Genomic DNA, 26690 nt, shown 5'->3' with positions numbered 1-26690 from the left:
ATTGATTTCACCATCATATGCCGTACCCCCGCCCATCCCGAAGACGAGGTGACGTCCGTCTCAGGTGAGTCCTGCCGAGAGGTACTCGCGTTCGGCCGGGTCAGTGGTCAGGTCGAGCGCCCGCCGGCGGGCGGTGGCCGCCTCGTCTGTGCGGCCGAGGCGGGTGAGCAGATGAGCCCGCAGCACCCAGGCAGGTTGGAAGGCGGAGACGCGCTTATCGTCTTGGCCGTCCGGGTCGAAGCCCAGCGCGTCGAGTGCGGCCAGTCCCGCCTCGGGGCCGTCGACCTCGGCGAGGACGGCCGCTCGGGAGACCGACCCGCCGAGACTCGGGGCCACCTGCGCGAGATCGTCGTGGAGGCGCAGCAGCATCGGCCAATCCGTGGATCCGGTGCGGATTCCGGCCATATGGAGGAGTTGGATGGCTGCCTCGAGCCCGAATCGGCCGACGTGTCCGCAGCGGTGGACCTCGACTAGGTGGCGCTCGCCCGCCTCGGTGAGTGTTCCGTCCCAGCGGTCGGGGTCCTGGTCGGTCAGCGGGACGAATCGTCCGTTGCCGCTGCGACGGGCGGGGAACCGGGCGGCGGAGAGGTGGATGAGTGCGGCCAGTCCGTGGGATTCGCCGTCGCCAGGGCAGAGTTCGGCCACGAGGCGGGACAGGTACAGGGCCTCGCCGATCATGCCCTCCCGCGGCTGCGCGGCCGCCTGAGCCCATTCGATCGCGAACGCCCCATAGATCGCCTCAAACACATCGGGCAGACGGGACTCGAGGTCGAGGCGGTCGGGACTGCCGAAGGCGACACCGAGACCGGCAACACGCTTCTTCGCCCTGGTCAGACGGGCGGAGACGGTGGCGGCGGGCAGGGCCATGGCCGCTGCGATCTGTTTTGCCGTCATCCCCATCACCGCCGAGAGCATGAGCAGCGGCCGGGCTGGAGGATCGATGTCCGGGTGGGCGCAGGCGGCAAGGAGTTCGAGCCTGCGGTCGGGCACGGCGTCAGGGTCGTGATGGGCGGGGTCGGTGCCGCCGACGATGCGGTCGTTCGTCTCCTCGTCGAGTGCCGTCGAGGTCCGTGCCGCCGCCGATTTCCACACGTCTCGGCGGGCATTGAGCGCCACACGGTAGAGCCAGCCTTCCGGATTGGCGGGCGGTCCCTGGTCCCGCCACGCTGTGACGGCACGTTCGAGCGCAGTGGACAGTGCATCCTCGGCGCCGGAGATATCACCGTCGGCGGCCGCGATGAGCGCGATGATCCTGCCCCAGCCGTCCTGGGACAGGATCATCGCGCGCTCGGCAGGATCGGCCGACTCGGTCACGGGTTCCCGATCAGGGCCGGGTCCACGTGCCGTCGACGAACGAGGTCGCCGCGGGTCGGACCTCGATGGTGCCGTAGCTCGTGCCGGGGAATTTCTCGGCCCAGGCCAGGGCCGCCTCGATGTCGGGAACGTCGATGACGACGACCCCGGCCAGGGCCTCCTTCGCCGCGGCGGAGGGCCCGTCCTCGATGACGACCTCTCCGGTCCGCCGGGTCACGGTCTTCGTCTCGGTGTGGGGTGCGAGCATCTCCCAGGCGACGAAGACCCCGGCCGAGGTGAGCGCCTGGCCGAAGTCGTCCATGAGGCGCATCATCTCCTGGATGTCCTCTTCGGTGGGGGCAGGGCCGTCGACTCCGGGTTCGGGTGCGTGGAAGATCAGTGAATAGCGCATGGTTCGCTCCGTTCTGTGTGCGGCGGCCGGATTTCGGTCGCTCACAGAGAAGACGATCGAATCGACGTCGATTCGACAGCTGTGCAGAATTCTTCCACGAATTCCCTCCGCCGAGGCGGTTCCGACCCAGCCGAGGCGGTCCCGACCCAGCCGCTGCTGCGCCGCGGACCCCAGCCGGATCCTCAGACGAGCCCGGTGTAGACCGATCCCGGGTTGAAGATGTTGTCCGGATCGAGGGCCTGCTTGATCCGGTGGTTGAGCTCCATGACGTCCTCGCCGAGGTAGGGCGCGAGCCACGGTGCCTTGAGGCGGCCGACGCCGTGCTCACCGGTGATCGTCCCGCCCAGTCCCGTGGCCAGGTCCATGACCTCGCCGTAGGCGATCTGCGCGCGCTTCTGCTGTTCCTCGTCCTTGGGATCGAGGACGAGCAGCGGATGCGTGTTGCCGTCGCCAGCGTGCGCGATGACGGCGATCGTCACCTCGCGGTCGGCCGCGATCTTTTCGATACCCAGCACCAGATCGCCGAGCTTCGGCAGCGGAACGCCGACGTCCTCGAGCAGCAGAGCACCCTTCTTCTCCACGGCCGGGATCGCGATCCGGCGGGCCGTGACGAAGGCTTCGCCCTCGTCGGGGTCGGCGGTGAGATAGCACTCGGAGGCGGCGTTGCTGTTGCAGATCTCCTCGATGATCTTCGCCTGCACGGTGCAGTGCTCGCCGGGTTCGTCGGACTGGATGACGAGCATGCCCTCGGCCTCACGGTCGAGACCCATCTTCAGCTCGTCCTCGACGGCGTTGATCGAGGGCTTGTCCATGAACTCGAGCATCGAGGGGCGCATGGCTTTTGCGATCTCGAGCACGGCGTTCGTGGCATCGGCGAGCTTCGGGAACATCGCGACGACGGTCGTCGGCGGCAGCTGAGCGGGAATGAGACGCAGGGTCACCTCGGTGATCACGCCCAAGGTCCCCTCGGAACCGACGAAGAGCTTCGTCAGCGGCAGACCGGCGACGTCCTTGAGCCGGGGTCCGCCGAGCTTCACGGCCCGCCCGTCGGCGAGGACCACGGTCATTCCGAGGACATAGTCCGTGGTCACACCGTATTTCACGCAGCACAGACCGCCGGCGTTCGTGGCGATATTTCCGCCGATGGAGCAGAACTCGAAGGACGAGGGGTCCGGCGGGTACCACAGGCCGTGTTCGGCCGCGGCGGTCTTGACCTCGGCATTGAAGGCACCCGGCTGGACCGTGGCCATGCGGGTGACGGGATCGATGCTGATCTCGCGCATCTTGTCCAGGGAGAGCACGATTCCGCCGGCGATCGCGGAGCTGCCGCCGGACAGGCCGGATCCGGCGCCGCGGGGCACGATCGGGACCTTCGCCTCGGCGGCGATGCGCACCACCGTCTGCACCTCCTCGGTGGTCCTCACCCGGACCACGGCGGCAGGCACCCCGGCATCGGGGTCGTTCGCGCGATCCCAGCGGTAGGCATCCATCGAATCGGGATCGGTGATGACGGCTTCGGCCGGCAGAGCGGAGGTGAGGGAGGAGACAACGTCCATGTTGTGTGTCTGACCTTTCGAGCGGAGTTCGGCACCCGGAATTCGCTCTCGACGTTACCAGGATCACGTTCGCGGCGGGCGGTCAGGGTCAGGGTGTGGACGGGCGAGCGGGAGACCGTCCGCGCGACCGTCCGAGCGCCCCCGCGGCGTAGGCTGGATCCATGACCTCCGCCCCCGCTCAGCGGCCCGCCGCCTGCGTGCTCGGAACCGTGCCCGGGACCGGGTTCGAGGGGCACCGGATCGGGATCGTCGACCTCGACAGTGCCGGTGAGGAGGTCGGTCGGATCGACCTCGCCGAGGTGGACCTGCCCGAGCTCGTCCGCGACCGTGAGAACGGGGTCGGGGGAGATTCGCGCGGGCCGGGCGGGGCCCGCCCCCGCTGGGTCCTCAGCGATACCGCGAAATGGTGCCCGCCGCTGCTGGCCGCCGGGGTGAGCCTTGAACGCTGCCACGATCTGCGCTTGTCCCATGCGATCCTCGCCCGCTCCGAACTCGTCACCGCACCGGAGGCGGTGCGTGCCGCCTCCGAATGGGACGCCGCGCCCACCGACGCCGCAGCGCCCGAACAGGCGGCCGCTCTCTTCGACGTCGATGCCGGACGCGGATTCATCCCGCAGGTTCCACATGACCTCGAGGCGGCCCTGGCCGAGTATGTCCGGCAGACCGCGGCGATGGAGACCGCAGGCGATCCGGGACGACTGCGGCTGCTGTTGGCCGCGGAGTCGGCGGGAGGACTCGTCGCCGCAGAGATGCGTGCGGCAGGCGTGCCTTGGGACGAGGTCGAACACGATCGGATACTGTCCGACCTGCTCGGTCCCCGTCCGATCCGCGACGGGAAGCCTGCGAAGATGCTGGCCAAGGCCGAGGAGGTCCGTGAGGCCCTTGAGGATCCGCGGGTCAACCTCGATTCGCCGAACCGGCTGCTCGCGGCCCTGCGCAACGCCGGCATCAATGTCGCCTCGACCTCGAAATGGGAGCTGCAGACGAGCGAGCATCCGGCGATCGCGCCCTTGCTCGAGTACAAGAAGATGGCCCGGCTGCTGAGCGCCAACGGCTGGCATTGGCTCGATGAATGGGTCGATGACGGCCGGTACAGGCCGGTCTATGTGCCCGGAGGAGTCGTCACCGGGAGGTGGGCGGCCAGCGGGGGAGGGGCCCTGCAGATCCCGCGGCAGCTGCGTCCGGCTCTGCGCGCCGACGAGGGGTGGCGGCTCGTCTCCGCCGATGTCGCCCAGCTCGAACCCCGCGCGCTCGCCGCCATGTCCGGCGACCGGGCGATGGCCGAGGCCGGATTCGGCAAGGACCTCTACTCCGGGCTCGTCGACGCCGGCGTCGTGGCCACCCGGCAGGAAGCGAAGATCGCGGTGCTGGGTGCCATGTACGGATCGACGACCGGTGAGGCCGGAGCCCTGGTGCCGCGTCTGCGGCAGAATTTCCCTGCCGCCATGCACCTCGTCGATTCCGCCGCCGAGGCGGGACGACAGGGAGGAGTCGTGTCCACCTGGTTGGGACGGACCTCTCCGCCGCCCGGCGAGGGGTGGCAGAGACTGCAGAGGGCGGCGAACCGCTTCGACGCCACCGGTGCCGATGAGCAGCGGGCCCGGCGGGCCGCCGGTGACCAGGGACGATTCACTCGCAACTTCGTCGTTCAGGGCACAGCGGCCGAATGGGCGCTGGCCTGGCTGGCCGACCTGAGACTGCGTCTGGCGCGGCTGCCGGAGATCGAGGAGACGTCAGAGGCGGCGACACCGGATGGTGGGGCGGGCACCTCCCCGGCGGCCGCCTCGGGGCCGGTGTTCTCCCGCCGTGCCCACCTCGTGTTCTTCCTCCACGATGAGGTCATCGTCCATGCCCCGGCCGAACAGGCCGATCAGGCGGCGGAGGCGATCAGGGCGGCGGCAGCCTCGGCGGGTCGATTGCTCTTCGGGGTTGCCCCCGTCGATTTCCCCCTCGACCTGAGTATCGGGGAGCGGGCGATCAAGGACTGAAGCGTTCGATGGGGCCGAATGGGGCACTGAGCGGATCGTCGAAGAATAAGTCCATGTGCATGGAATAGACTGCGAGCCGCAAGCGCTGGACGATGTGGCCCAGCAACGGATACGCAAGTCCAAGGAGATCACATGAGCATCAGCGTCAAGGCACTGCAGAAGACGGGAGCGGATCAGCCGTTCCGCGTGGCCACGATTCAGCGCCGGGATCCCCGACCCGATGACGTCGTCATCGACATCAAGGCCGCAGGCATCTGCCACAGCGACATCCACACCATCCGCAACGAATGGGGCGAGGCGCACTTCCCGCTCACCGTCGGCCACGAGATCGCCGGCGTCGTCGAGGCCGTCGGTTCCGATGTCACCGACTGGAAGGTCGGCGACCGCGTGGGCGTGGGCTGCATGGTGAATTCGTGCGGCGAGTGCGAGGAATGCCTGGCCGGTCAGGAGCAGAATTGCCTGAACGGCAACGTCGGCACGTACAACGTCGAAGACGTCGACGGCACGATCACCCAGGGCGGATACGCGCAGAAGGTCGTCGTCAACGAACGCTTCGTCTGCCGGATCCCCGATGCGCTCGACTTCGACGTCGCCGCCCCGCTGCTGTGCGCGGGCATCACCACCTATGCGCCGCTCAACCGCTGGGGCGCCGGTGAGAAGAAGAACGGTGCTCCCAAGCAGGTCGCCGTGCTCGGACTCGGCGGACTCGGGCATATGGGTGTCCAGATCGCCGCGGCCATGGGCGCGGAAGTGACCGTGCTCTCGCGCACGCTGAAGAAGGAAGCCGCGGCACTGGAACTCGGTGCGAAGCGGATGCTCGCCACCACCGACGAGAACTTCTTCTCCGACCATGCCGGCGATTTCGACCTCATCCTCAACACGATCAGCGCCGATATCCCCGTCAACCGCTACCTGCGTCTGCTGAAGCCGCGCGGGGTCATGGCCGTCGTCGGCCTGCCGCCGGAGAAGCAGGAGTTCTCCTTCGGCGCCGTCATCGGCGGTGCCAAGGCGATCGCCGGATCGAACATCGGCGGCATCGCCGAGACCCAGGAGATGCTCGACTTCTGCGCCGAACACGGCATCGCCGCGAAGATCGAGACGATCCCCGTCACCGAGGCGGATGCCGCCTACGATCGGGTCGTGGCCGGAGATGTGCAGTTCCGCGTCGTCATCGACACCGCGAGCTTCGACGACGTCGAGGCCATCGCCTGATCCATCTCGTCTGATTCGCCGCGTCTGGGCCCACCTCGTCTGAATCCCGGGCGTGGGACCGCAATGGTCGGGGTGATTCCCGCAATCCCTGCGGGAATCCCTCGACCCCCATGCCGCAGGCGGGCAGAATGAGACCGGGCCGAGGGGCGGGGGAGAGATGACGGACACGAGGCGACAGCTGCGGACGGTGCCCTTGGCGCTGCTCATCCTCTACACCGTGTTCATCGGCCTCGTCACGCTCACGCCCAACCAGATGGACACGGGCCCCGGGTCGTTCATCGCGGGACTGCTCGAGTTCCTCGCCTCCCACCGGGTGACCGCATGGATCAGCTTCGACATCCTCGAGAAGCTCGCGAATGTCGGAATGTTCATTCCCTTCGGCCTGCTTGTGGCCCTCCAGTGCGGCCGCAGCCGCTGGTGGGTCGGTTGGGTCGCGGGCATCGCGTTCACGTGCCTCATCGAGGGCACCCAGGCGACCCTGCTCTCACCCACGCGCTTCGCCACGATCAGCGATCTCGTGACGAACAGCCTCGGTGCCGGCATCGGAGCTGTGGTCGGACTCGTCGTCATGAGGATCTGGCCGCCGAGGATGGACCGCGTCCCCGTCGACCATGAGGTCCGGTGAGAGGTCCCGAGGTCCGGTGAGAGCCGGGTCATATCCGCATCTGAGGATGTGCCCAGGATTCGGTCGTAAGTTGGTCGGTGATGACCGATCGTGATCAGCGCACAGTCGGTGCGCCGCTGGCCCTTCTCGTCCTCTACACCCTCTTCATCGCCGCCATCACGCTGACCCCGCAGCAGCTGGGCACCGGCCCGGACACCCTCATCGGGCACGCACTCGACCTCTTCGCCGCTCACCGGGAGACTGCCTGGCTGACCTATGAACGGGTCGAGAAGCTCGGCAATGTGGCGATGTTCATTCCCTTCGGCTTCCTCGCGGCCCTGCACTTCGGGCGCCGACGCTGGTGGCTCGGATTCCTCTTCGGCGCGGGTTTCAGCGCCGCCATCGAGATCTTCCAAGGCACCGTGCTCACTCAGTCCCGCTTCGCCACGCTCAGCGACCTCGTCACGAACACTCTCGGCGCCGGCATCGGCGCGCTCCTCGGCCTGTGCTGCCTGGCCGCATGGCCGAAACGGTCGACGAGGCGGGAATCCGAGAGGGAGCTCGCGCCGGTGTAGATCCGATCACGTCAGTCCGGGGCCCCGGTTGTCCGCCGGCCTTCCAGCCGGCCTTTCGGTGACCGCTCGATCTCCCGGCCCTCAGTCGTCCTCGGCTTCTTCGAGGGCCGCGATGCACCGGCCGAGCGCCTCGGTGACCATCGTCCGAGTCTCATCGTCGAGCGGTGAGACCATGCGCGCGGAGACCGCCTCGACGCGGGAGACGGCCTGATCGAGCACCTCAAAGCCCGCCGAGGTGAGGCGTGCGGGCAGGATGCGACCGGATTCGGCCGTGGAGGGTCGCTCAATCAGTCCCCGCTCCTGGAGCCCGCGCAGCAGCGTATTCATCGTCTGCCGGGTGACGAAGGCGCCGCGCGCGAGCTCGGAATTCGACGCTCCCGGCCGTCGCCGCAGCTGCTCGAGGCAGTTGTACTGCGGCGTGGTCAGCTCCAACGGTCGGAGCGTCTCATCCATTCGGGACCGCAGCGCCGACTGCAGATGTTTGAGCTGATAGCCGAGCAGCGACTCGAGCCTGTCCTCCCCGACGGCTTCTCCAGAATTAGTCTCTTGACTCATGTAAGCATTCTGACATACATTTCTGATGTCAGGTTACTGACATAAGACGAGAGCGGGTCCTGCCATGCGGCGGGATGCCGAAAGAGAAGGAGAACACCATGAATGCGTCAGTGAGCGGTCCGGACTTCATCGCCTTGCAGGTGCGCGACGTGGAAGCGGCCGCACAGTTCTACGAATCGCAGCTCGGGCTGACCCGAGCCCCGGCCGCCCCGCCCGGAGCGGTCGTGTTCACGACCTCGCCGATCCCCTTTGCCGTGCGCGAACCGCTGCCCGGCGTCGACCTCGACTCCGGCGATCGCCCGGGAAGCGGAGTGGCGCTGTGGCTGAGGTGCGATGATGCCCAGACACTGCATGATTCCCTCGCCGAGGCGGGGGTGGAGATCCTCCGGGCGCCCGCTCCCAGCCCCTTCGGGCTGACCTTCGCCTTCGCCGATCCCGACGGCTATGCGGTGACCCTGCACGACGCAGGGTGATCAGCCGAGCGAGTCGACGATCTTCCTGATCCGTCTGTTCCGGGTCTCCTCGGCCTTTGCCGAGGTCACCTGGCGCACATGCTCCTTGCGCTTCGACGGTGCGAGCGCATCGAAAGCCGCGCGGACACCGGCGGCGGCGAGCGCCTCGGCGAGGGAATCGGGAACCGGGGTCTCTCGGTTCGAGGTGTCGTGAGTCAGCGTCACCTCGTGGGTCTCACCGCCGGCGACCCCGATCTTCTCCCGGTGTTCCTTGGCGAGCGGGAGCAGGTACTTCCCACCCATCACCGCGGTCGTCGAGGGATACGAATAGCCTTCGATCGTGACGATGACCGGGACCCGTTTGCCCACGCCGAAGCCGAGCACGATGTCCTCGGGAACTTCGATGCCGACGTTGTTGCCGAGTTTCAGGAGTTCAGTGGTGAACGTGACCATGCGGCCTCCTCGGTGAGTGGATGGTCTTGACCGAGCGTAGGCCGATCAGTCCTCGTCGACAAGGTCGGGAGCGGTTTCGGCGGTCGAGAAGGTCGGCCACCAGCAGCGCACGCGCTTGGCGTAGTCGCGGTATTCGTCGCCGAAGCGCTCGATCAGGTCGCTCTCCTCGTGGGGGCGGATGAGCCAGTTCCACAGCAGTGAGCCGATGAGTGCGTACACGACGACGAGCCACGAGCCGATGAGCAGACCCATCGCCATGCCTTGGACGACGCCGGCGATGGCCATCGGATTGCGGACGAAGGCGTAGGGGCCGCGGGCGACGAGGTGGTGGGCCATCTGCGAGGGCAGCGGGGTGCCGGAGCCGAAGTTCGCGATCGCTCGGGCCGACCACACGCCGATGACGCTGGAGAAGGCGAGCAGGGCGAAGCCGACGACCACGATGAGGATCGGGAACTTGTAGGCGAGGTTCCAGCGGTCTTCGAAGGCATTGATGATGACCGGGATGATGACGAGGAACACGCCCCAGAACACGACGATCTGGATGGTGGTGTGCATCAGCAGGCGGGACCGGATGCGGGTGTGCGAACTGTGGAACGCGAAGGGTCCGATGAGGAGCTTCTCGGACGGGATGCGCCCGACGATCATGAGCACACCGGCAAGGAGGCTGCCGAGCGCGGCGAGGATCATGAGGACGGCGCCGAGTCCCGCCTCGGTGGTGGCGGTCGCATAGACGACCATGCCCAGCGCCACGAGCACGGTCCAACCGGTGGCGATCCACACGGCCCAGCGGAAGTTGAGCGCGGCCAGGGCCGAACCGATGACGAAGAGCGGGATGTCCACGAACGCGACGAGCAGCGGGTCGATGCTGCCGAGCGTCGCGTCGGCCACCCCGGGAATCATCGCGGTGCCCAGCCACCATACCGCTCCGGCGAGGGCCTGGAGGGCGAAGTACATGCGGCCGTGGAAGATGCGCAGTCGTTTCTTCGGTTTGTTCACTTCGGTGAGATGTCGATTCATGTGTGCACCGTCCCGCGGATGCAGATGGATGTGTCTCCGCCGACCCAGATCTCGTCGTCCTCGGCGGTGATGGAGATGACTCCGGAGCGGCCGAGCGCGGTTCCCTGGGCCGCGGTGTAGCTGTTCGGGGCCAGGTTCTCACCGATGAGCCATTGGGCGACGGAGGCGTTGAGGCTGCCGGTCACCGGATCCTCGGCGACGCCGACTCCCGGCACGAAGGCGCGGATCTCGTACTCGTGGTCCGACCCGTCGGGGTGGGCGCCGAGGACGCCGAGCTTCGCATCGGGGATCGCCGAGAAGTCGGGGGTCAGTGCGAGCACCTGTTCGGCGCTGGACAGTCGCACGGCCGCCCAGCCGGGGCCGTTGTCGGCCCACTGGTGTCCGACGATCTCGGAGCGATCGACGCCGAGGGCGGCTGCGATCTGCTCGACGTACGCCTCGTCGAGCGGTCCCGAGCGCAGGCGATCGGGGGCGGCGAAGGCGAGGGTTTCGGTGGATCCGGTTGTTGGGTCGGTCGGGGTGGTCGGGCTGGTCGGATCGGTCGAGTCGGTCGGATCGGTCGGGCCGCTTCGGCGAGGGGATCTGCGGATGTCGACGAGACCGGCACCGCACTCCTGGACGATGCGGTCCGCGTGTTGCGGGGCGCCGCCGGCGTCGAGCCAGGCCGCTGCCGAACCGAGCGTGGGGTGGCCGGCGAAGGGCAGCTCTCGGTGCGGGGTGAAGATGCGCAGGCGGTAGTCGGCCGCGGGGTCGTCGGGCGGGAGGACGAAGGTGGTCTCGGACAGGTTCGTCCAGTTCGCGATGCGGGCCATCTGCGTCTCATCGAGGCCATCGGCGTCGACGATGACCGCGACGGGGTTGCCCTGGAAGGGCACGGCAGAGAAGACATCGACCTGGGCGAAACGACGGTGCTGTGACAATGACACTCCTTCGCAAGATGCGGACCACGCTGCGAGCGGGGGATTGCGCGGGCGCTTCTCACAGTGTAAAGGCCCAGGCCGGAGCGTCGGTGGATTGGCCCCCGTTGGCGCGGGGGTGTCAGCTGCGGAGGGCGGCGGAGATCCGCTCGGGCGACAGTGCTGCATCAATGGCCAGCTGAGCCGCGCCGAGGATCGCGGCGTCCCCGGCCGCGCGCGAAGGAGCGATCATGAGGTGCTCGGTCGACAGCGGGATCGATCGTGCGTAGACGACCTCCCGGACACCCGCGACCAGGTGTTCGGCGGCCTGTGCCATGGTTCCGCCGATGAGGATGAGCGCCGGATTCATCAGGCTCACACATGTGGTGAGCACTTCGCCGAGGTCGCGCCCGGCTTGGCGGACCGCTTGAATGGCCTGCAGATCTCCGTCCTTGGCGAGGCGGACGACATCGCTGGGCGTAGCAGCGGGGACCCCGGAATTCGTCAGGTCTCGTGCGATCGCTCGACCGGAGGCCACCGCTTCGAGGCAACCGCGGTTGCCGCACGCGCAGGGGATATCCGCAGCTCGGGAGAGCGCAACGTGCCCGATATCGCCTGCCGCACCGTGCGAGCCACGGCGAAGTGAGCCGCCGGAGATGATTCCGGCCCCGATGCCCGTCGCGACTTTGACGAAGATCAGGTCCGAGGCGTCGGGCCAGGCCGCGGTCTGCTCGCCCAAAGCCATGATGTTGACGTCATTGTCGACGAGGACCGGCGCCGAAAAGGTCTTCTTCAGTGCTCCGGGGAGGTCGAAGCGATCCCAGCCGGGCATGATCGGAGGATTGATCGGCCTGCCGGTTGAGAACTCGACGGGACCGGGCAGACCGATTCCGATGCCGACGACCTCGCCGATGCTGCGCCCGGTCTGTTCGAGCAGCTGGAGGGCGGTGGTGGTCATCCAGTCGACGGCGTCCTCGGGACCAGTGGAGATGGCTCGCTTGGCGCGATGATCGGCGAGCAGCTCGCCGGCCAGATTCGTCACCGCGATCCGCGCATGTGAAGCCCCGAAGTCAGCAGCGACGACGACGCGGGCCCGAGGATTGAAAGCGAACTGCGAGCTCGGTCGACCGCCGGTGGAGGCCGCATCATCGACTGGGGCGATGAGCCCCAGCCCCAGCAGCTGCTCGATCCTGTGCGCCACCGTCGGACGAGACAGACCAGTCGAACGCACCAGCTCCGCACGAGTCCGCGGTCGGCTGTCGCGCAGCAGCTGGAACAGCCCACCCGCATGGGACAGGTCAGAAGTGTGCGGATCGGTCGACAATGTCATTCATTCAGTAAACCACATTGCTACTTCTGGGTGACGATATGAATACTTTTGAAAAAGCATTGACAAAAGAGGTGATGCAGACAACATAATGATGCATGGTCAATGTTGCTCATGCGGTTCCGCAGGCGCCTCGAATCGGTCTCCTCGGCGGCGGGTTCATGGGGCGCGTCCACAGTCGGGCCGCGCGGTCGGCCGGAGCCGTGCTCGACAGCGTCGTCGCCTCAAGCCCAGCGAGAAGCACCGAGGTCGCCGCCGAATTGGGCTTCGGCCGGCCTGCTTCGGACATGGAGCTGTTTGATCGATCGCTCGACGCGATCCACATCTGCACGCCCAATGACGTCCACGCGGCACAGTCCCTGCAGGCCCTGGACGCGGGATCGAACATCATCTGCGAAAAGCCCTTGGCGACTGATTCGACGGCCGCGCGTGCCGTGTTGGCCCGCGCCGACGAGGCGGGTCTGCTTGGGACCGTTCCGTTCGTCTACCGCTACCACCCGATGGTGCGCGAGGCCCGAGCCCGATTCCGCGAGGGTCAGGCCGGGACGCTGCTGACAGTCGACGCCGGATACCTGCAGGACTGGCTGCTCGGCTCGGGCGACGAGAACTGGCGCGTCGAGACTGAGCGCGGCGGCCCCTCGCGGGCCTTCGCCGATATCGGCTCCCACCTCGTCGACCTCATCGAGTTCATCGTCGATGACCGGATATCGTCCCTGGTGGCGACCACGAGGACAGTTCATCCCCGCCGAGGCGGCACCGCGGTGACCACGGAGGACACCGTGGCCGTGACCGTGGAGTTCACCGGCGGTGCCATCGGTTCACTGTTGGTGTCCCAGCTGGCTCCCGGACGCAAGAACGGACTGACCGTGGAGATCGCCGGCACCGAGGCGAGCATGCGCTTCGAGCAGGAGCGGCCCGAACAGCTGTGGTTCGGCAAGCGAGCCGACAGCCGCCTTCTCGTCCGCGATCCCGACTCCCTGTCCGCCGATGCCGCGCGTCTGTGCATGGTCCCGGCCGGCCACCCGCAGGGATACCAAGATGCGTTCAATGCCTTCGTCGCCGACTCCTATGCGCTCTTCGCCGGCGAGAGGCCGGAGGGTCTGCCGACTCTGCAAGACGGGGTGCGAGCCGTGCTCGTGACGGAGGCCGTGCTGAACTCAGCCGAACAGCGCGCGTGGGTCGAGGTCGAGTCATCGTGATCACCGCAGGAGAGCAGACATGAGCACAACAGAGGCGGGCCGGCCGGTGCTCTCGGCTGCCGGGATCACGAAGGGCTTCTTCGGCGTCGAGGTTCTGCATGGAGTATCGCTCGAGGTGCACTCCGGAACCGTCCACGGTCTCGTCGGTGAGAACGGTGCAGGAAAGTCCACTCTGATGAAGATCATCGCCGGCGTCCACCAGCGGGATTCCGGCGAGCTGCGGATCAACGGCGAACTCGTCGACTTCTCTCATCCGGTCGAGGCCGAACGAGCCGGAGTCGCCACCGTGTTCCAGGAATTCAACCTGCTGCCGGATCGCACGGTCGCCCAGAATGTCTTCCTCGGACGGGAACCGCACAAGTGGGGAATCGTCGATGTCGCTGCGATGAAGCGGCGGACACAGGAGCTCCTCGACGAGCTCGACGTCACCGGCATCACCCCTGACGCGAAGGTCGGCTGGCTGACGGTGGCCGAGCAGCAGATCGTCGAGATCATCAAAGCACTGTCTGTTGATGCGAAGGTCATCTCGATGGATGAGCCCACTGCGGCGCTGTCGGACAACGAGGTGGCTGTTCTCTATCGCGTCATCGACACTCTCAAAGCCAAAGGTGTGGCGATCATCTACGTCTCCCACAGGCTGCAGGAGATCTTCGACCTCTGCGATGAGATCACCGTGTTGAAGGACGGATCCCTGGTGGCCGGCAGACCACGAGACGAGTTCGATCATGCGAGCCTTGTGCGGGCCATGGTCGGTCGACCCATCAGCGCCTTCTTCCCGGAACCCGAACCCGGGACGACCATCGGAGAACCGCTGTTGGAGGTCAACGGCGGAGGAAACGAACAGCTGGAGGGCATCGGGCTCGAACTGCGTGAAGGGGAGATTCTCGGCGTCTCCGGTCTTCAAGGCTCAGGTCGGACCGAGCTGCTCGAAGCCCTCTTCGGCTCACAGCCATTCACACGGGGCGCATTTCGACTGGCCGGAAAGTCCGGGCGGATCAATTCCGCACGGCAGGGCGTCCGGCAGGGCCTGGCGCTGGTCACCGAAGATCGCAAGGGCACAGGTCTGGCGCTGTCGCAATCCATTGCGGACAATGCGCTGCTGGCCATCCGTGCAGTGTTCCCGTCGAGAACTGCCCGGGTGAAGACGGAAGTCCCGGCGATCCTCGAATCGCTCGAGATCATCAGTCGAGGACTCGACCAGGAAGTGCGGGCGCTGTCGGGAGGGAACCAGCAGAAGGTCGTTCTGGCGAAATGGCTGGCGACCTCACCCCGGATCGTGCTGCTCGACGAGCCGACTCGCGGAATCGACGTCGGAGCCAAAGTGGCCGTCTACCGCCTGATCCGAAGCCTGGCGCGCCGAGGCGTGGGGATCCTCCTCGTGTCGAGTGAGCTTCCGGAGGTCCTGGGAATGGCAGACAGAATCCTTGTGATGGCCGATGGTCGGATCGCCGGGGAGCTTCCTCCCGGCTCGAGCGAAGAGGAGGTTCTGTCGCTGGCGACCGGAACCGAAGCTCAGGTGGTGACTGAACAGTGAGGACTCGACTGCGTCATCTCGATACCACCGCTCTGGTCTATATCGCCTTGGTCATCGTGCTCATCGTCGCGGCAATACTCGTCGCCACAACGGGCCGCAATCTCTTCAGCCCTGGAAACATCCGCGACATCCTCACCGGTATGAGCGTGCTCGGTTTCGTAGCTATCGGACAGACGCTCGTCATCCTCGGCGCTTCCCTCGACCTGTCGGTCCCCTACGTCATGAGCCTGGCGAGTCTGGTCGCCGCACAGACCATGGATGGCCGCGATGGGATGGTGATCCCTGCAGTGCTGCTCACTGTGGCGATCACCGCTCTCATCGGGCTGACCAACGGACTGTTCGTCTCGGTGCTCAGAATCCACGGATTCGTCGCGACCCTCGGGGTCGGTCTGATGCTCAAGGGCTACCTGGACACGAACTATCAGGGCACCGAGGGAGAAGTCCCGTGGTCGTTTCAGCTCTTCGGTGCCTCGGGCATCGGTCCGGTCCCGATTTCGACGATCGTCATGCTGGCCTTGGCTGCTCTCGTCGCGTTCATCCTCGTCCGCACGACCTTCGGCCACCACCTCTTTGCCGCAGGAGGCAATGCTGAGGTCGCTCGGCTCTCGGGAGTCCGTGAACGCCTGCCGATCATCGGGGCGCATATCGGCAGTTCGGTCTGCGCGGGATTCGCGGGACTGCTGTTGGCCAGTCGGCTGGGAGTCGGCAGTCCGACCGTCGGCTCACAAGGCACTTATGATCTGCTGTCCATCGCCGCAGTCGTGCTCGGCGGCACAGTGCTCATGGGTGGGCGAGGATCGATCTGGGGAACCATCGGCGGAGTCGCGATCTTCGCAGTCCTCGACAACCTCATGAGCGTCATGCAGTTCAATCCATTCCTCAAGGACGTCATCAGGGGGCTCGTCATCATCGTCGCCGTGGCACTCTACGCGCGGCGCAGGATCGTCGCCCGCCGCATCAGGTTCGCCCACGCACCGCAGGGGCCGAACCTCGCCGACGGGAATCGCTCTGCCATCCGGACCGCACAGACGGGGAACTTCGGCGAGAAAGCGGTCGTCACCGGAGAGGGGAGTCAGTCGTGAACTCCTCGACCTCGCTCCCACCCTCGGCGCAGGCACAGCCTGAGACTCCACGGTCGGGACAGAGCCGCCTCGGCGTCGGGGACAGGATTGCCGAACTGGGACGGCGGGCACTCGATCCGAAGGGGATCGTCGTGGTCCTCCTCATCGTCATCCTTCTGGCCATCGTCGTGCTCAACCCGAGCTTCGCCGAGCCCGGATCGCTGATGCGGTTCATCCAACGGGTCGCACCCATCGCAATCGTGGCGATCGGACAGTATTTCGTCATCGTCAGCGGTGAGTTCGACCTGTCGATGGGAGCCGTCGTCACTGCTCAGGTGATGACCGTCGGCCATCTCGTCGGAGTCGATGAGTCGAAGACCGGTCCAGTGCTCGTCGTCCTCATCGGGATCGGCATCCTCGTCGGACTGATCAACGGATTGGCCACGACTCTGCTGCGCGTGCCCTCGTTCATCGTCACCTTGGGCACCATGCTCATCATCCACGGTGCGATCATGTGGTGGACCGGAGGCGTGGCGACGAGCAATCCCGCCGAGAACTTCCGACAGATCGGCCGGGGTGGGTTCGAGGGCATCCCGCTCATCGATGTCATGCCGTTCGCGGTACTCATCCTGGCGGCCGTGATTCTTCTGGCAGTGTGGCTTTCGCGTCGACCCTTCGGTCGGACTCTGGTCGCGATCGGAGACAACTCGGCGGCAGCGACCTTTGCAGGCGCCCGAGTGTGGTGGACCAAGACGGCGGCGTTCGTGCTCTCGTCGCTGTCGGCCACGGTCGCCGGGGTGCTGCTGGTCGGCTTCGCCGGAGTGCATCCTTCCGTGGGGCAGGGCTACGAATTCACGGCGATCACCGCCGTTGTCCTCGGCGGAGTGGTCCTCGGCGGAGGCCGAGGCACCGTCCTCGGAGCCCTCACCGGTGCGTTCACTTTGGAAGCCCTGTTCACTCTGCTGAACTTCACCGCGGTTCCGGCAACCATGCGCGATGCGATCCAAGGCGCGATCATCATCGCTGCAGTCGCCTATTCGGGAGTGGTCTTCGCCCGACGGCGCAGACGTGGTCGGACTTCAGTCTCGACGAACCCATTGACCACCTCGGCGGAGACCACTCCGTCGACCCCACCGGCCGGCGGCGATGGTGCCGTACGGCAATGACAGAGGAGAAACCATCATGAGAACAGGACTGAAACCAGTGCTGAGGACGGCGGTCGCGCTGGTCGGTGCCTCCGCGCTCATCGCTTTGGCCGGGTGCACAACCGACCCCACGGTGGAACCCGGAGGAGGTGAGGGCGGCGGCGAGGACTCCTCTGAGGAGTGGTTCGACCAGAAGCTCTACGATCGCCAATTCGAAGAACGCGACGTCGTCCCCGAAGGCCCCGAGGACAAGCCGTACCTGCAGATGATCAACCCTGAGATGGGCGATACCTCGGAGTTCAAGTCCGAGGGCGGGAAGAAGATGTGCTTCGCCAATGCCTCGATCTCGAACCCCTGGAGGCAGACCGGCTGGATCACCATGAATGAACAGCTGAAGGATCTCAAGAAGAACGGCGTCATCACCGAGATGGAGACCCGCGACGCTCAGGACAACGACGACACCCAGATCGCCGACATCGACTACTTCATCTCGGAAGGCGACTGCGACGGCTTCATCATCTCGCCGAACTCGACCTCGGCGATCACCCCTGCCGTTGAACGCGCCTGCAAGACGGACAAACCAGTCATCGTCTTCGACCGAGGTGTGGAAACCGACTGTGCGGTGACCTTCATCCATCCGATCGGCGGCTTCGCATGGGGCATCGACACCTCACAGTTCCTCATCGACAACCTGGAGAAGGGAGACAAAGTCGTCGCACTGCGGATTCTGCCCGGCGTCGATGTGCTCGAACAGCGGTGGGCGGCAGCTGAGAAGCTCTTCGGTGAGGCCGATATCGAGGTCGTCGACTACTTCACCGAGGGAGACCCGGCCGAGATCAAGAAGGTCGTCTCCGACGAACTCGCCAAGGGCGACGTCCAGGGTGTCTGGATGGACGCCGGCGATGGCGCCGTCTCCGCCGTCGAAGCCTTCGAGGACGCTGGAAAGGACTACCCCGTCATGACCGGCGAGGACGAGCTCAGCTTCCTGCGCAAATGGAAGGACACGGACATGACGGCAATGGCTCCCGTGTACTCGAACTTCCAGTGGCGGACACCGCTGCTCGCCGCTGAGATGATCTTCAAGGGTGAAGAGGTGCCGACCGAATGGGTGCTGCCGCAGAGCCCGATCACGGCGGAGGACCTCGATGAGTACCTCGACCGGAACAAGGGGATGCCTGATGGGCACTATGCGAAGTTCGGCGGTGAGGATCTGTCCGGATTCCCAGAGGTGTGGCAGGACAGGGTCATTCCCTGAGCCGTGAGAGGCAGGGCGAAGCGGATCATGGAGCGAGAGATCGGAGTCAACACCTGGGTATGGGTGTCGCCGCTGACGACCGACAGCCTCGGTGGGTTCGCCGGCCGTGCCCGCGATTTCGGATTCGACCTGCTCGAACTTCCGGTGGAGGCGCCGGGGGACTGGGACCCCCCGACCGCCGCCGAGGTGGTGGCCGAGTTCGGTCTGGGTGCGCGGATCGTCGGGGCGATGGGGTCCGGTCGGGATCTTATCGACCCGAGATTCCGGTCGGATACGCAGGACTACCTGCGTCACTGCGTCGAGGTGGCGGTCCACGTCGGTTCGCCGACTGTGGCCGGACCGTTCACGGCAGCGACCGGCCGGGTGTGGCGGATGGACGCGGGGGAACGGACCGCGGTGGTTCGGACGCTTCGGGAGGCTCTGCGCCCTGTGGCCGCGTTCGCGGCTGAAAGGGGCGTGACGATCGCTGTGGAACCTCTCAACCGCTACGAGACGAGCATCATCAACACCGTCGAACAGGGGCTCGACGCTTTGGACCCGCTGCTGGGTGAAGGCGTCGGCTTGGCCCTGGACACCTACCACCTCAATATCGAGGAACGATCGCCGGCCGCTGCGATCCGTACCGCCGGGGAGCACTGTCGGGTCGTACAGGTCTGCGGCAGCGACCGCGGACCCGTAGGAGGCGATCATACGGATTGGAAGGCGATCTTCGACGCACTCGACGACATCGGATACCGCGGTCCGCTGACGGTGGAGAGCTTCACCGGCGACAACGACACGATTGCCGTGGCTGCTTCGATCTGGCGGCCGTTGGCGGAGAGTCAGGACGCACTGGCACGTTCGAGCGCCGAATTTCTCACCGCGCTGCAGCGGGCGCGGGCAGGAGCAGACCACGATGACCACGTACCTGGTCACGACAACTCATCCAGTCACGACAATCCAGCTGGTCACGATCACTCAGCCGAAACTGCAGAGGAGCAGCCATGACCGACAGCTCTCATCCCGTCACTCTCTTCACCGGACAATGGGCCGATCTTCCGTTCGAGGAGGTGGCGCGCCTAGCTGCCTCGTGGGGCTATGACGGTTTGGAGATCGCCTGTTCCGGAGACCATCTCAATCTGGTCCGAGCCGAGGAAGACCCTTCCTATCTGCGGTCGAGGCTCGAGATCCTCGACCGCCACGGACTCAGGGTGTGGGCGATATCGAACCATCTCGCCGGTCAAGCCGTCTGCGATGATCCGATCGACTTCCGGCATCAGGCGATCGTCAGGGACTATGTGTGGGGAGACGGTGAGGCGGAAGGAGTGCGGCAGAGAGCGGCTGAGGACATGAAGCGCGCTGCTCGGGTGGCGCGTAGTCTCGGGGTCGACACCGTCGTCGGCTTCACCGGTTCGAAGATCTGGCCCTATGTCGCCATGTTCCCGCCTGTTCCGGCGTCGGTCATCGACGAGGGGTATGAAGACTTCGCGCACCGGTGGAATCCGATCCTCGACGTCTTCGATGGTGAAGGGGTCAGGTTCGCCCACGAGGTCCATCCCTCTGAGATCGCCTATGACTATTGGACGACAGTCCGGGCGTTGGAGGCGATCGACCATCGCCAGGCGTTCGGTCTCAACTGGGATCCGAGCCATCTGCTGTGGCAGGGAATCGACACGATCGGGTTCATCACGGACTTCGCCGATCGCATCTATCACGTCGATTGCAAGGACACTCGGCTCCGGCCGCCGACCGGCAGAAGCGGGATCCTCGGCTCTCATCTGTCCTGGGGCGATCCTCGGCGAGGGTGGGATTTCGTCTCGACCGGCCATGGCGATATGCACTGGGAGGACGCGTTCCGGGCGCTCGCCTCGGTCGGCTACGACGGACCGATCTCCATCGAATGGGAGGACGCTGGGATGGACCGTCTCCACGGCGCCGCCGAAGCGGTCGACCGGATCCGCGAATTGCTGTGGAAGCGACCGGAGACCTCATTCGATGCAGCGTTCTCGAATCAATGAGGTTCCTCGGGTCATTGACCAGGCGATGCCTTTCCAGCCTCCGAAGTGCCCGACCTCCCGAACCGTGGGCGCCCCGACTGTCTGAGTCATCGTAGCCCCGACCTCCCGAATCGCTGAGGAGGTCCTGAGGGTCCCGCTCAGGAGCGGTTCGTACACTGGGCCGCTATGGACTTCAAGCAGGCAACGGCGACGTGGTGGGACGCCATCACCTCGGGCTTCGGGCGGCAGGACGGGCTCGAGCTCGACGTCCTCGGGCTCGTGCTCGTCATCGCAGTGCCCCTGGTCGTGACCCTGACTCCGGGGATCTGGAGGTTCTTCGGACTGTTCGTGACCTTCATCCACGAACTCGGTCACGCATTCGCCGCCCTGATGACGGGGCGCGTGGTCAGGGGGATCTCGCTGAATTTCGACCATTCGGGGCAGATGAACTCCTTCGGCCGAGTCGGCTTCTCCGCCACCTGGGCGGGTTTCTGGGGATATCCGGCACCGGGCGTGCTCGGACTCGTCCTGGCCACCTCGGCGGTCTTCGGTTGGGCCCCTTTGGCACTGTCGGTGGGTGCGCTGATCCTGTTGGTCGCGCTCATCTTCATCCGGAACTTCGCGGGCGCGGTCATCGCCGTGATCACGGCGATCGCGGCGCAGCTCGTCGTCGTGTTCCTGCCGCTGGAGTGGATCTCGGTCTTCGTCGCCGCGCTCGGCACGGCGCTGACGATCGGGTCGCTCAAGGACCTCGTCAAGGTCATCCGCGTCCATACGCGCCGGCGCCATGTGCAGCAGTCCGATGCCTATATCCTCGCTCAGGGTTCGGCGCTGCCCGCCGGTGCTTGGCTGACGCTGTTTGCGCTGGTCATCGTCGGCTGCGCGCTCGCCACCGCACGGGTGCTGTATACGGCGGTGTCGGTCGGCGCGGTGTGAATGCGGCGAGCTTTGGGCGGCGACCCGGAGGGCCGTGATTCCGCGTCAGTGCCTGGTGGCAGAATCGGAGTATGGCCCCACTTCCGAAATTCTCCGCCGTCCTCTTCGACTGTGACGGAGTCCTCGTCGACTCCGAAAGCATCACGAACGGCGTCCTCCACCAGATGCTGCAGGAGCTCGGCTGGCAGCTGAGTGCCGAGGAATGCATTGCGCGATTCATCGGCAAGATGCTCCGCGACGAGGCTGATGTCATCGAGGAGCACACCGGATTCCGCATCGACGAGGAGTGGATGCAGGAGTTCCGACGGCGGCGCAATGCCCAGCTCGAGGCCTCCCTCCAAGCGATTCCCGGGGTCGTCGAGGCCGTTCACCGCATCGCTGAGATCTACCCGGGCAGGATCGCCTGCGCTTCGGGAGCGGATCGTCCCAAAATCGAGCTGCAGCTGCGCAAGATCGGCCTGTTCGATGCCTTCGACGGTCGGATCTTCTCCGGCATGGAGCAGCCGAACTCGAAGCCTGACCCGGACGTCTATTTGGCGGCAGCCGAATCCTTGCAGATCGACCCCGCCGAGGCGGCCGTGATCGAAGATTCGCCCACAGGCGTGATCGCCGGGGTTGCGGCCGGATCCCGCGTGCTCGGGTTCTGCCCGGATTCTCCGGTTCATCAGAGCGCGGAAACGCTGATGGCTGCAGGCGCGGCCGAGACCTTCAGCGCGATGGACCAGCTGCCTGGCCTGCTGACTGAGTAGGTGCCTGGCTCGCCGATTGGGTAGATGACTGAACCGCCGAGTGGGTAGATGACTGAACGGCCGAGTGGGTAGATGACTGAACGGCCGAGTGGCTGTACCCCGGCTGGGACGATATGATTGATCAAAATGTATCAAACGGCATTCAGAATCGTAGATATACTTTTCGTAATCGAAATGTGACATTCATTTCTCCTTCTTGGGAGTAAAATAGAGTCAAGGCATTCACATCGACGTGAAAGGCGGCGAGACCGATGAAGGATCCTCAGGATCCGGGCAGCAACGGTCTCGAGCGTGCCTCGAATGAATCAGTCTCCGGTTCCCCCGCCGCATCGGCGGATCCCTCTTCTTCGCCACAGGTCCCTCTGATCGGCCCCGACTCGCCCCGTCGTCTCGACGTCGACCCCGACTCGCCGATGGCCGTGGTCGTCAGTCTGTCTCAATTGAGCACGGGAGTTCGCCTCGCCGAATTCCAAGCCGTCGCGGGCCTGTTTCTGACCGATGTCATTGAGAAACTCCGCTACGCCGAGGGCGACAAGATCTACTATCACGCAACGTTCACTGAGACGGCTGGCCGCTTCATCACGGCACGTGACGGACTCCTGCCCAAGGAGGACGACTTCGTGGACCCCTGGACATCCACCGGCTTCGTTCTCGAAGACCGCGAAGTCGTCGGGTCTGATGACACTGCTTCTTCCACCGGCACTGCCACGGGCAACGGCGAAACCGGGGAGAGCATCGTCGATCAGCCACTTGCTCCGCCGGCGGCCCCGCTTCCGAACTTTCCCAAATTCGGACTGCACAAATCCTTCAACAGCTGGGTCCATGAACTTGCTGCTCGCGAAGAGATCGCCGAATTGACCACGGTCCTCGGCTCGTCGAGCGACGGTGCCTACAACGAGATCACGAACGCCGTCACACTGGCGTTCGGCCTGCCGAAGTTCCTGCAGCGCTGCCTGGCCGGTGAGTTCACGATCGAACACGCGCTTGCCGCGACCCGTGCCATCAAAGACGTCGCCTTTGAGTATCTGCCCCGTCTCGATGCCTACCTGGGCGACCGTCGTGCCGATATCACCCTGGAGACCTTCAGGAAGTCGCTGAACCTCAAGATCGCGGCGATCGTGCCTGTCGATGACCGCGCCGAGCTGGCCAAGAAGCGTCGCCGGGTTGACATCATGAACTACCCCGACGGCACCGCCTCGGTGACCCTGTCCGGACCCGCCGTGGAACTCAACGCCTTCTACCTGCGCATCGAGGCCTTCGCCCGGGCGATCCGCAATGGCAACCTCTCAGCACTCACCGAAGAGAGCACCGCCGTCCTCGAGGTTGCCGACCAGGACAGCATTGCCGCCCTGATGTTCGACATCGCCACTCGAGCGACCCCGCAGATGAGCATCGCCGTAACGACGCACGACACCACGACCGGTGAGACCACCACCAACGAGATCGCTCTCGAGACTGCCGACGAATCCGACCCTATGGCTCCGATCACCGCATCCGCGGTCGATCGCACCGCGCAGACCGCGCAGCGCGAAGCGGAAGCGGCAGCCAGCACCGGGGCCGACGTGAAGACCACCATCAAGCTCGTCATGCCCACCCACGGACAGTGGGTGCGAGAGCAGGCGAAGATGATGGTGACGGTTCCATATCTCACCGCGGTGGGAAAGTCGGAACTACCGGGAACGTTCTCCGACGGCACCCCGGTGCCGCCCGACGCAGCACGGGCTCTCGCAGGTGAGAGCCCCACTTGGCACCGGATCCTCACCGATCCCGCCACCGGGACACCGATCGATGCCCGCTCACGCAGCTACCACATCCCGGCAGAAGTGCGCGCGCCCTTGGTCGGCAAATGGCAGTCCTGCACTGCTCCGGGGTGCACCCGACGAGCGGAGACCTCGGAAGTCGACCACATCATTCCGTTCGACCATGCCGATCCGGCCCGAGGTGGTCAGACGACGTTCGAGAACCTCCATCCGCTGTGCAAACCCGACCACCAGGCGAAGACCGACCGCAGGTTCTCGGTGCGATTGACCGAGGACGGGGCGGTGGAGTACTCCTTCACCCGCGGAGTCGTCGCAACAATGTATCCGCCGGACAACCCGATCAATGCCGAGCATGCTCGGCAGGTGGAGAACTATGCCCAACTGCCGAATCTGCTTGGCGAGCGGATCTCCGACGACGTTGAAGTGACTTCCTACGACACTCCCGGCTGCTTTGCGGTCGATGACTCGTGCCGGCCCGAGAGTGACGGGCAGTTGACCCCGGCCGGTCATCGTGAGGTTGCAGATCCATCACCCAGTCCCGAACGAGGGGACAAGTGTGCCCCGACGGACAGCCGGAAGCCGCCGTGGAACGACTATTGGGACTCCGGAGATCCGCCCCCGTTCTGACGGCGGGCCCGATCTGACAGTGGGCCTGATCTGACGGCGCCCCCGTTCTGAACGCCGGCTCGATCTGACAGCGGGCCCGACCTGACGACCCGGCCCGACCTGCCGGCAGCTCTGAAACGCACGAGGCCCCGGACGCGCGCCTTCGCAGGCGGCGGCCGGGGCCCAAGCGGTGTAACCGAGCCTAATTGGCGTATCCAGTTTTAGGTCCCGTCCTCGGCGATGAGGCGGCGGACGTCTTCCTGGGTGCGCACCTCACCCTTCTGGGCGGCGTCGATGACCTTCTCGTGCTGCTCCTCGGTGACGACGGGAACCTCTTCACCGTTGCAGTCGACGACCTTCCCGTCCTTGATGGTATCGCCTTCATAGAGGATGGCTTCGTTATCGATGAGGCGCTGCAGCTCTTCCTTGCGGATGACCCGTCCGGTGCCGGCCACGAAGACCGATCGGTCGGAGCGATCCTTCGTCTTCACACCGATGTGGTTGAAGACGAGGTTGAGCAGCACGGCCATGAGAGTGGCCGAGGAGATGCCCGAGTGCAGGATGATGCCGACCCAATCGGGGAAGGCGTTGTAGAAGTCGGGCTCGACAACCGGGATGATGCCGAAGGCCAGCGAGACCGCCACGATGATCATATTGAGGTTGCCCTCGTACTCGACCTTAGACAACGTGCGGATGCCCGACGCGGCGACCGTGCCGAACAGGACGATGCCCGCGCCGCCGAGAACCGGAGTCGGCACTGCGGCAATCAGCCCGCCCATCACCGGCAGCAGACCGAGCACCACGAGGATCGCACCGCCGGCAGTGACGACGAAGCGCGACTTCACTCCCGTGATAGCGACCAGACCGACGTTCTGCGCAAAAGCCGACTGCGTGAAGGAGTTGAAGATCGGCGAGACCGCCGAGGACAGCATGTCAGCGCGCAGACCCGAAGCGATGCGCTTGGAGTCGACCTTCGTATCGACGATCTCTCCGACAGCGATGATGTCCGCAGTCGTCTCGGCGAAGGTGACGATGATGACGATGAACATCGAGATGATCGCCGCTGCCGAGAATGTCGGCATACCGAAGGCGAACGGCTCGGGGAACGCGAAGATGCCGCGATCGAGCACATGGGAGAAATCGGCCCAGCCGAAGATGAGGCAGCCGATGGTGCCGATGATGATGGCCAGCAGAATCGACAGCTGGGAGATCATCGCGACGGGAATCCGGCTGAGGATGAGCACGATGGCCAGGGTGACTACGGCGATGAGGATATTGCGCGCGCTGCCATAGTCGGCGGCCTCGGCGTCCCCGCCCATGGCCCAGCCTGCGGCCACGGGCATGAGTGACAGACCGATTGTGGTGATGACCGTTCCGGTGACCACCGGCGGGAAGAACTTCACGATGAGTGCGAACGCCGGAGCGACGATTAGACCGATCACCGAGGCGACCAGCACCGATCCGAAGACCGCAGGCAGACCGTCGCCGCCGGCCAGAATGGACGTCATTGTGGCGACACCGGCGAACGAGACGCCCTGGACCAGCGGCAGCTGCGAGCCGAAGAACGGCACACCGACCGACTGCAGAATCGTTGCGAGACCACCGACGAACAGACAGGAGGCGATGAGGAGGCTGATGCCGTTGCCGTCGAGACCGGCGGCATTGCCGATGATGAGGGGAACGGCGATGATTCCGCCGTACATGGTGAGCACGTGCTGCAGACCGTAGGCGAACGAGCTGCCGACGGAGAGCCGTTCGTCCTCCGGACGGGCTGGCTTGCTCGCGGCCGCAGACTTGCGGTCGTTGCTGGGCGACTGATGGGATACCGACATCTATCTCTCCATTGAGTGCGTCCTCGGGCGAAGACCTCACTGTGACTGACCGACCTCAGTGGCCGGTGTAGCGTGCGAGCGGGCATCAGATCGACCGAGGGATCGGTTGCATAATTCCGTTATGCGAAAGGAAACTTCCTTATCGCAAAACTCTAAAGGAATACCATTTGCGCCGCAAGCCATTTTAGTGACCCGCGGCACATGTTAGAGTTCACGGCAGTCGTGTACCCATCCCTCGACAATCTACTGATCGTTCGCTCAGTCCGATGGTTTTGGATCATCGTACCGTCTCGCCGA

24 protein-coding genes are annotated in these 26690 nt (G+C 65.5%); 15 read left to right on the top strand and 9 right to left on the bottom strand.

Annotated features, from left to right (window positions below; all coding sequences use genetic code 11):
• Positions 1–60 precede the first annotated feature (60 nt).
• The 3 genes from ACSBQT_RS08140 to ACSBQT_RS08130 form a co-directional block, all read right to left on the bottom strand.
• The gene (locus ACSBQT_RS08140) at positions 61–1314 is read right to left on the bottom strand and encodes an RNA polymerase sigma factor (RefSeq protein ID WP_435001401.1); all 1254 of its coding nucleotides are present in this window, start codon (positions 1312–1314) and stop codon (positions 61–63) included.
• A gap of 10 nt (positions 1315–1324) precedes the next feature.
• The gene (locus ACSBQT_RS08135; protein WP_410709369.1) at positions 1325–1705 is read right to left on the bottom strand and encodes a YciI family protein; all 381 of its coding nucleotides are present in this window, start codon (positions 1703–1705) and stop codon (positions 1325–1327) included.
• 182 nt (positions 1706–1887) lie between these two features.
• On the bottom strand, positions 1888–3261 hold the full coding sequence (locus ACSBQT_RS08130; RefSeq protein ID WP_435001399.1) for an FAD-binding oxidoreductase: 1374 nt from the start codon (positions 3259–3261) through the stop codon (positions 1888–1890).
• A 161-nt stretch (positions 3262–3422) separates the two neighbouring features.
• Here ACSBQT_RS08130 and ACSBQT_RS08125 point away from each other — a divergent pair, with 161 nt between their 5' ends.
• The 4 genes from ACSBQT_RS08125 (at position 3423) to ACSBQT_RS08110 (ending at position 7640) form a co-directional block, all read left to right on the top strand.
• Positions 3423–5249: a bifunctional 3'-5' exonuclease/DNA polymerase gene (locus ACSBQT_RS08125; RefSeq protein WP_410709371.1), complete on the top strand. Its 1827-nt coding sequence runs from the start codon at positions 3423–3425 to the stop codon at positions 5247–5249.
• Positions 5250–5381: 132 nt separating this feature from the next.
• Positions 5382–6461, top strand: coding sequence for an NAD(P)-dependent alcohol dehydrogenase (locus ACSBQT_RS08120; RefSeq protein ID WP_410709373.1), 1080 nt, complete (start codon positions 5382–5384; stop codon positions 6459–6461).
• Positions 6462–6618: 157 nt separating this feature from the next.
• The gene (locus tag ACSBQT_RS08115; RefSeq protein ID WP_235355253.1) at positions 6619–7086 is read left to right on the top strand and encodes a VanZ family protein; all 468 of its coding nucleotides are present in this window, start codon (positions 6619–6621) and stop codon (positions 7084–7086) included.
• Between the two features lie 80 nt (positions 7087–7166).
• Positions 7167–7640, top strand: coding sequence for a VanZ family protein (locus ACSBQT_RS08110; RefSeq protein ID WP_039211639.1), 474 nt, complete (start codon positions 7167–7169; stop codon positions 7638–7640).
• Between the two features lie 81 nt (positions 7641–7721).
• Here the strand turns inward: ACSBQT_RS08110 and ACSBQT_RS08105 are convergent, their stop codons facing one another.
• Positions 7722–8195: a MarR family winged helix-turn-helix transcriptional regulator gene (locus ACSBQT_RS08105; protein ID WP_410709374.1), complete on the bottom strand. Its 474-nt coding sequence runs from the start codon at positions 8193–8195 to the stop codon at positions 7722–7724.
• A 98-nt stretch (positions 8196–8293) separates the two neighbouring features.
• On the opposite strand from ACSBQT_RS08105, the gene ACSBQT_RS08100 reads away from it, so the two are divergent.
• Positions 8294–8668, top strand: a complete 375-nt coding sequence (locus ACSBQT_RS08100) for a VOC family protein (protein WP_410709376.1) — start codon at positions 8294–8296, stop codon at positions 8666–8668.
• Here the strand turns inward: ACSBQT_RS08100 and ACSBQT_RS08095 are convergent, their stop codons facing one another.
• From ACSBQT_RS08095 to ACSBQT_RS08080, 4 genes are all read right to left on the bottom strand, one after another.
• Positions 8669–9100 (bottom strand): YdeI/OmpD-associated family protein, encoded by a 432-nt coding sequence (locus tag ACSBQT_RS08095; RefSeq protein WP_369863841.1) that lies wholly within the window; start codon positions 9098–9100, stop codon positions 8669–8671.
• A 45-nt stretch (positions 9101–9145) separates the two neighbouring features.
• Positions 9146–10117, bottom strand: coding sequence for a methyltransferase family protein (locus ACSBQT_RS08090; RefSeq protein WP_410709378.1), 972 nt, complete (start codon positions 10115–10117; stop codon positions 9146–9148).
• Positions 10114–11037, bottom strand: coding sequence for a PhzF family phenazine biosynthesis protein (locus ACSBQT_RS08085; protein WP_410709380.1), 924 nt, complete (start codon positions 11035–11037; stop codon positions 10114–10116). The genes ACSBQT_RS08090 and ACSBQT_RS08085 overlap by 4 nt, the downstream gene beginning before the upstream one ends.
• A gap of 118 nt (positions 11038–11155) precedes the next feature.
• A complete protein-coding gene (locus ACSBQT_RS08080; protein ID WP_052240144.1) occupies positions 11156–12343 on the bottom strand; it encodes an ROK family transcriptional regulator in 1188 nt (395 codons plus the stop codon).
• Between the two features lie 95 nt (positions 12344–12438).
• Here ACSBQT_RS08080 and ACSBQT_RS08075 point away from each other — a divergent pair, with 95 nt between their 5' ends.
• The 10 genes from ACSBQT_RS08075 (at position 12439) to ACSBQT_RS08030 (ending at position 24582) form a co-directional block, all read left to right on the top strand.
• Positions 12439–13539 carry a Gfo/Idh/MocA family protein gene (locus ACSBQT_RS08075; protein ID WP_410709381.1) on the top strand — a complete coding sequence of 367 codons (1101 nt, stop codon included), beginning with the start codon at positions 12439–12441 and terminating at the stop codon, positions 13537–13539.
• A 19-nt stretch (positions 13540–13558) separates the two neighbouring features.
• The gene (locus ACSBQT_RS08070; RefSeq protein ID WP_039211628.1) at positions 13559–15073 is read left to right on the top strand and encodes a sugar ABC transporter ATP-binding protein; all 1515 of its coding nucleotides are present in this window, start codon (positions 13559–13561) and stop codon (positions 15071–15073) included.
• Positions 15070–16155, top strand: coding sequence for an ABC transporter permease (locus ACSBQT_RS08065; RefSeq protein ID WP_410709383.1), 1086 nt, complete (start codon positions 15070–15072; stop codon positions 16153–16155). Before ACSBQT_RS08070 ends, ACSBQT_RS08065 begins: the two co-directional genes overlap by 4 nt.
• Positions 16152–17300: an ABC transporter permease gene (locus tag ACSBQT_RS08060; RefSeq protein WP_410709385.1), complete on the top strand. Its 1149-nt coding sequence runs from the start codon at positions 16152–16154 to the stop codon at positions 17298–17300. The genes ACSBQT_RS08065 and ACSBQT_RS08060 overlap by 4 nt, the downstream gene beginning before the upstream one ends.
• A 16-nt stretch (positions 17301–17316) precedes the next feature.
• Positions 17317–18534 carry a substrate-binding domain-containing protein gene (locus tag ACSBQT_RS08055; RefSeq protein WP_200885321.1) on the top strand — a complete coding sequence of 406 codons (1218 nt, stop codon included), beginning with the start codon at positions 17317–17319 and terminating at the stop codon, positions 18532–18534.
• A 27-nt stretch (positions 18535–18561) separates the two neighbouring features.
• Positions 18562–19521: a sugar phosphate isomerase/epimerase family protein gene (locus ACSBQT_RS08050; protein WP_410709386.1), complete on the top strand. Its 960-nt coding sequence runs from the start codon at positions 18562–18564 to the stop codon at positions 19519–19521.
• Positions 19518–20531 carry a sugar phosphate isomerase/epimerase family protein gene (locus ACSBQT_RS08045; protein WP_039211626.1) on the top strand — a complete coding sequence of 338 codons (1014 nt, stop codon included), beginning with the start codon at positions 19518–19520 and terminating at the stop codon, positions 20529–20531. Before ACSBQT_RS08050 ends, ACSBQT_RS08045 begins: the two co-directional genes overlap by 4 nt.
• Before the next feature lie 165 nt (positions 20532–20696).
• The gene (locus tag ACSBQT_RS08040) at positions 20697–21446 is read left to right on the top strand and encodes a M50 family metallopeptidase (RefSeq protein WP_410709387.1); all 750 of its coding nucleotides are present in this window, start codon (positions 20697–20699) and stop codon (positions 21444–21446) included.
• Positions 21447–21517: 71 nt separating this feature from the next.
• Positions 21518–22195, top strand: a complete 678-nt coding sequence (locus ACSBQT_RS08035; RefSeq protein ID WP_410709389.1) for an HAD family hydrolase — start codon at positions 21518–21520, stop codon at positions 22193–22195.
• Between the two features lie 251 nt (positions 22196–22446).
• Positions 22447–24582 carry an HNH endonuclease signature motif containing protein gene (locus ACSBQT_RS08030; RefSeq protein WP_410709390.1) on the top strand — a complete coding sequence of 712 codons (2136 nt, stop codon included), beginning with the start codon at positions 22447–22449 and terminating at the stop codon, positions 24580–24582.
• Between the two features lie 200 nt (positions 24583–24782).
• On the opposite strand, the gene ACSBQT_RS08025 is transcribed toward ACSBQT_RS08030, so the two are convergent.
• On the bottom strand, positions 24783–26393 hold the full coding sequence (locus ACSBQT_RS08025) for a nucleobase:cation symporter-2 family protein (RefSeq protein ID WP_410709391.1): 1611 nt from the start codon (positions 26391–26393) through the stop codon (positions 24783–24785).
• Between the last annotated feature and the right edge of the window lie 297 nt (positions 26394–26690).

Source organism: Brevibacterium sp. H602, assembly GCF_051172395.1.
In the GTDB taxonomy this organism is placed as follows: domain Bacteria; phylum Actinomycetota; class Actinomycetes; order Actinomycetales; family Brevibacteriaceae; genus Brevibacterium.
Note: the sequence above shows the minus strand (reverse complement) of the source record. Positions and strands in the feature narration are given on the sequence as shown.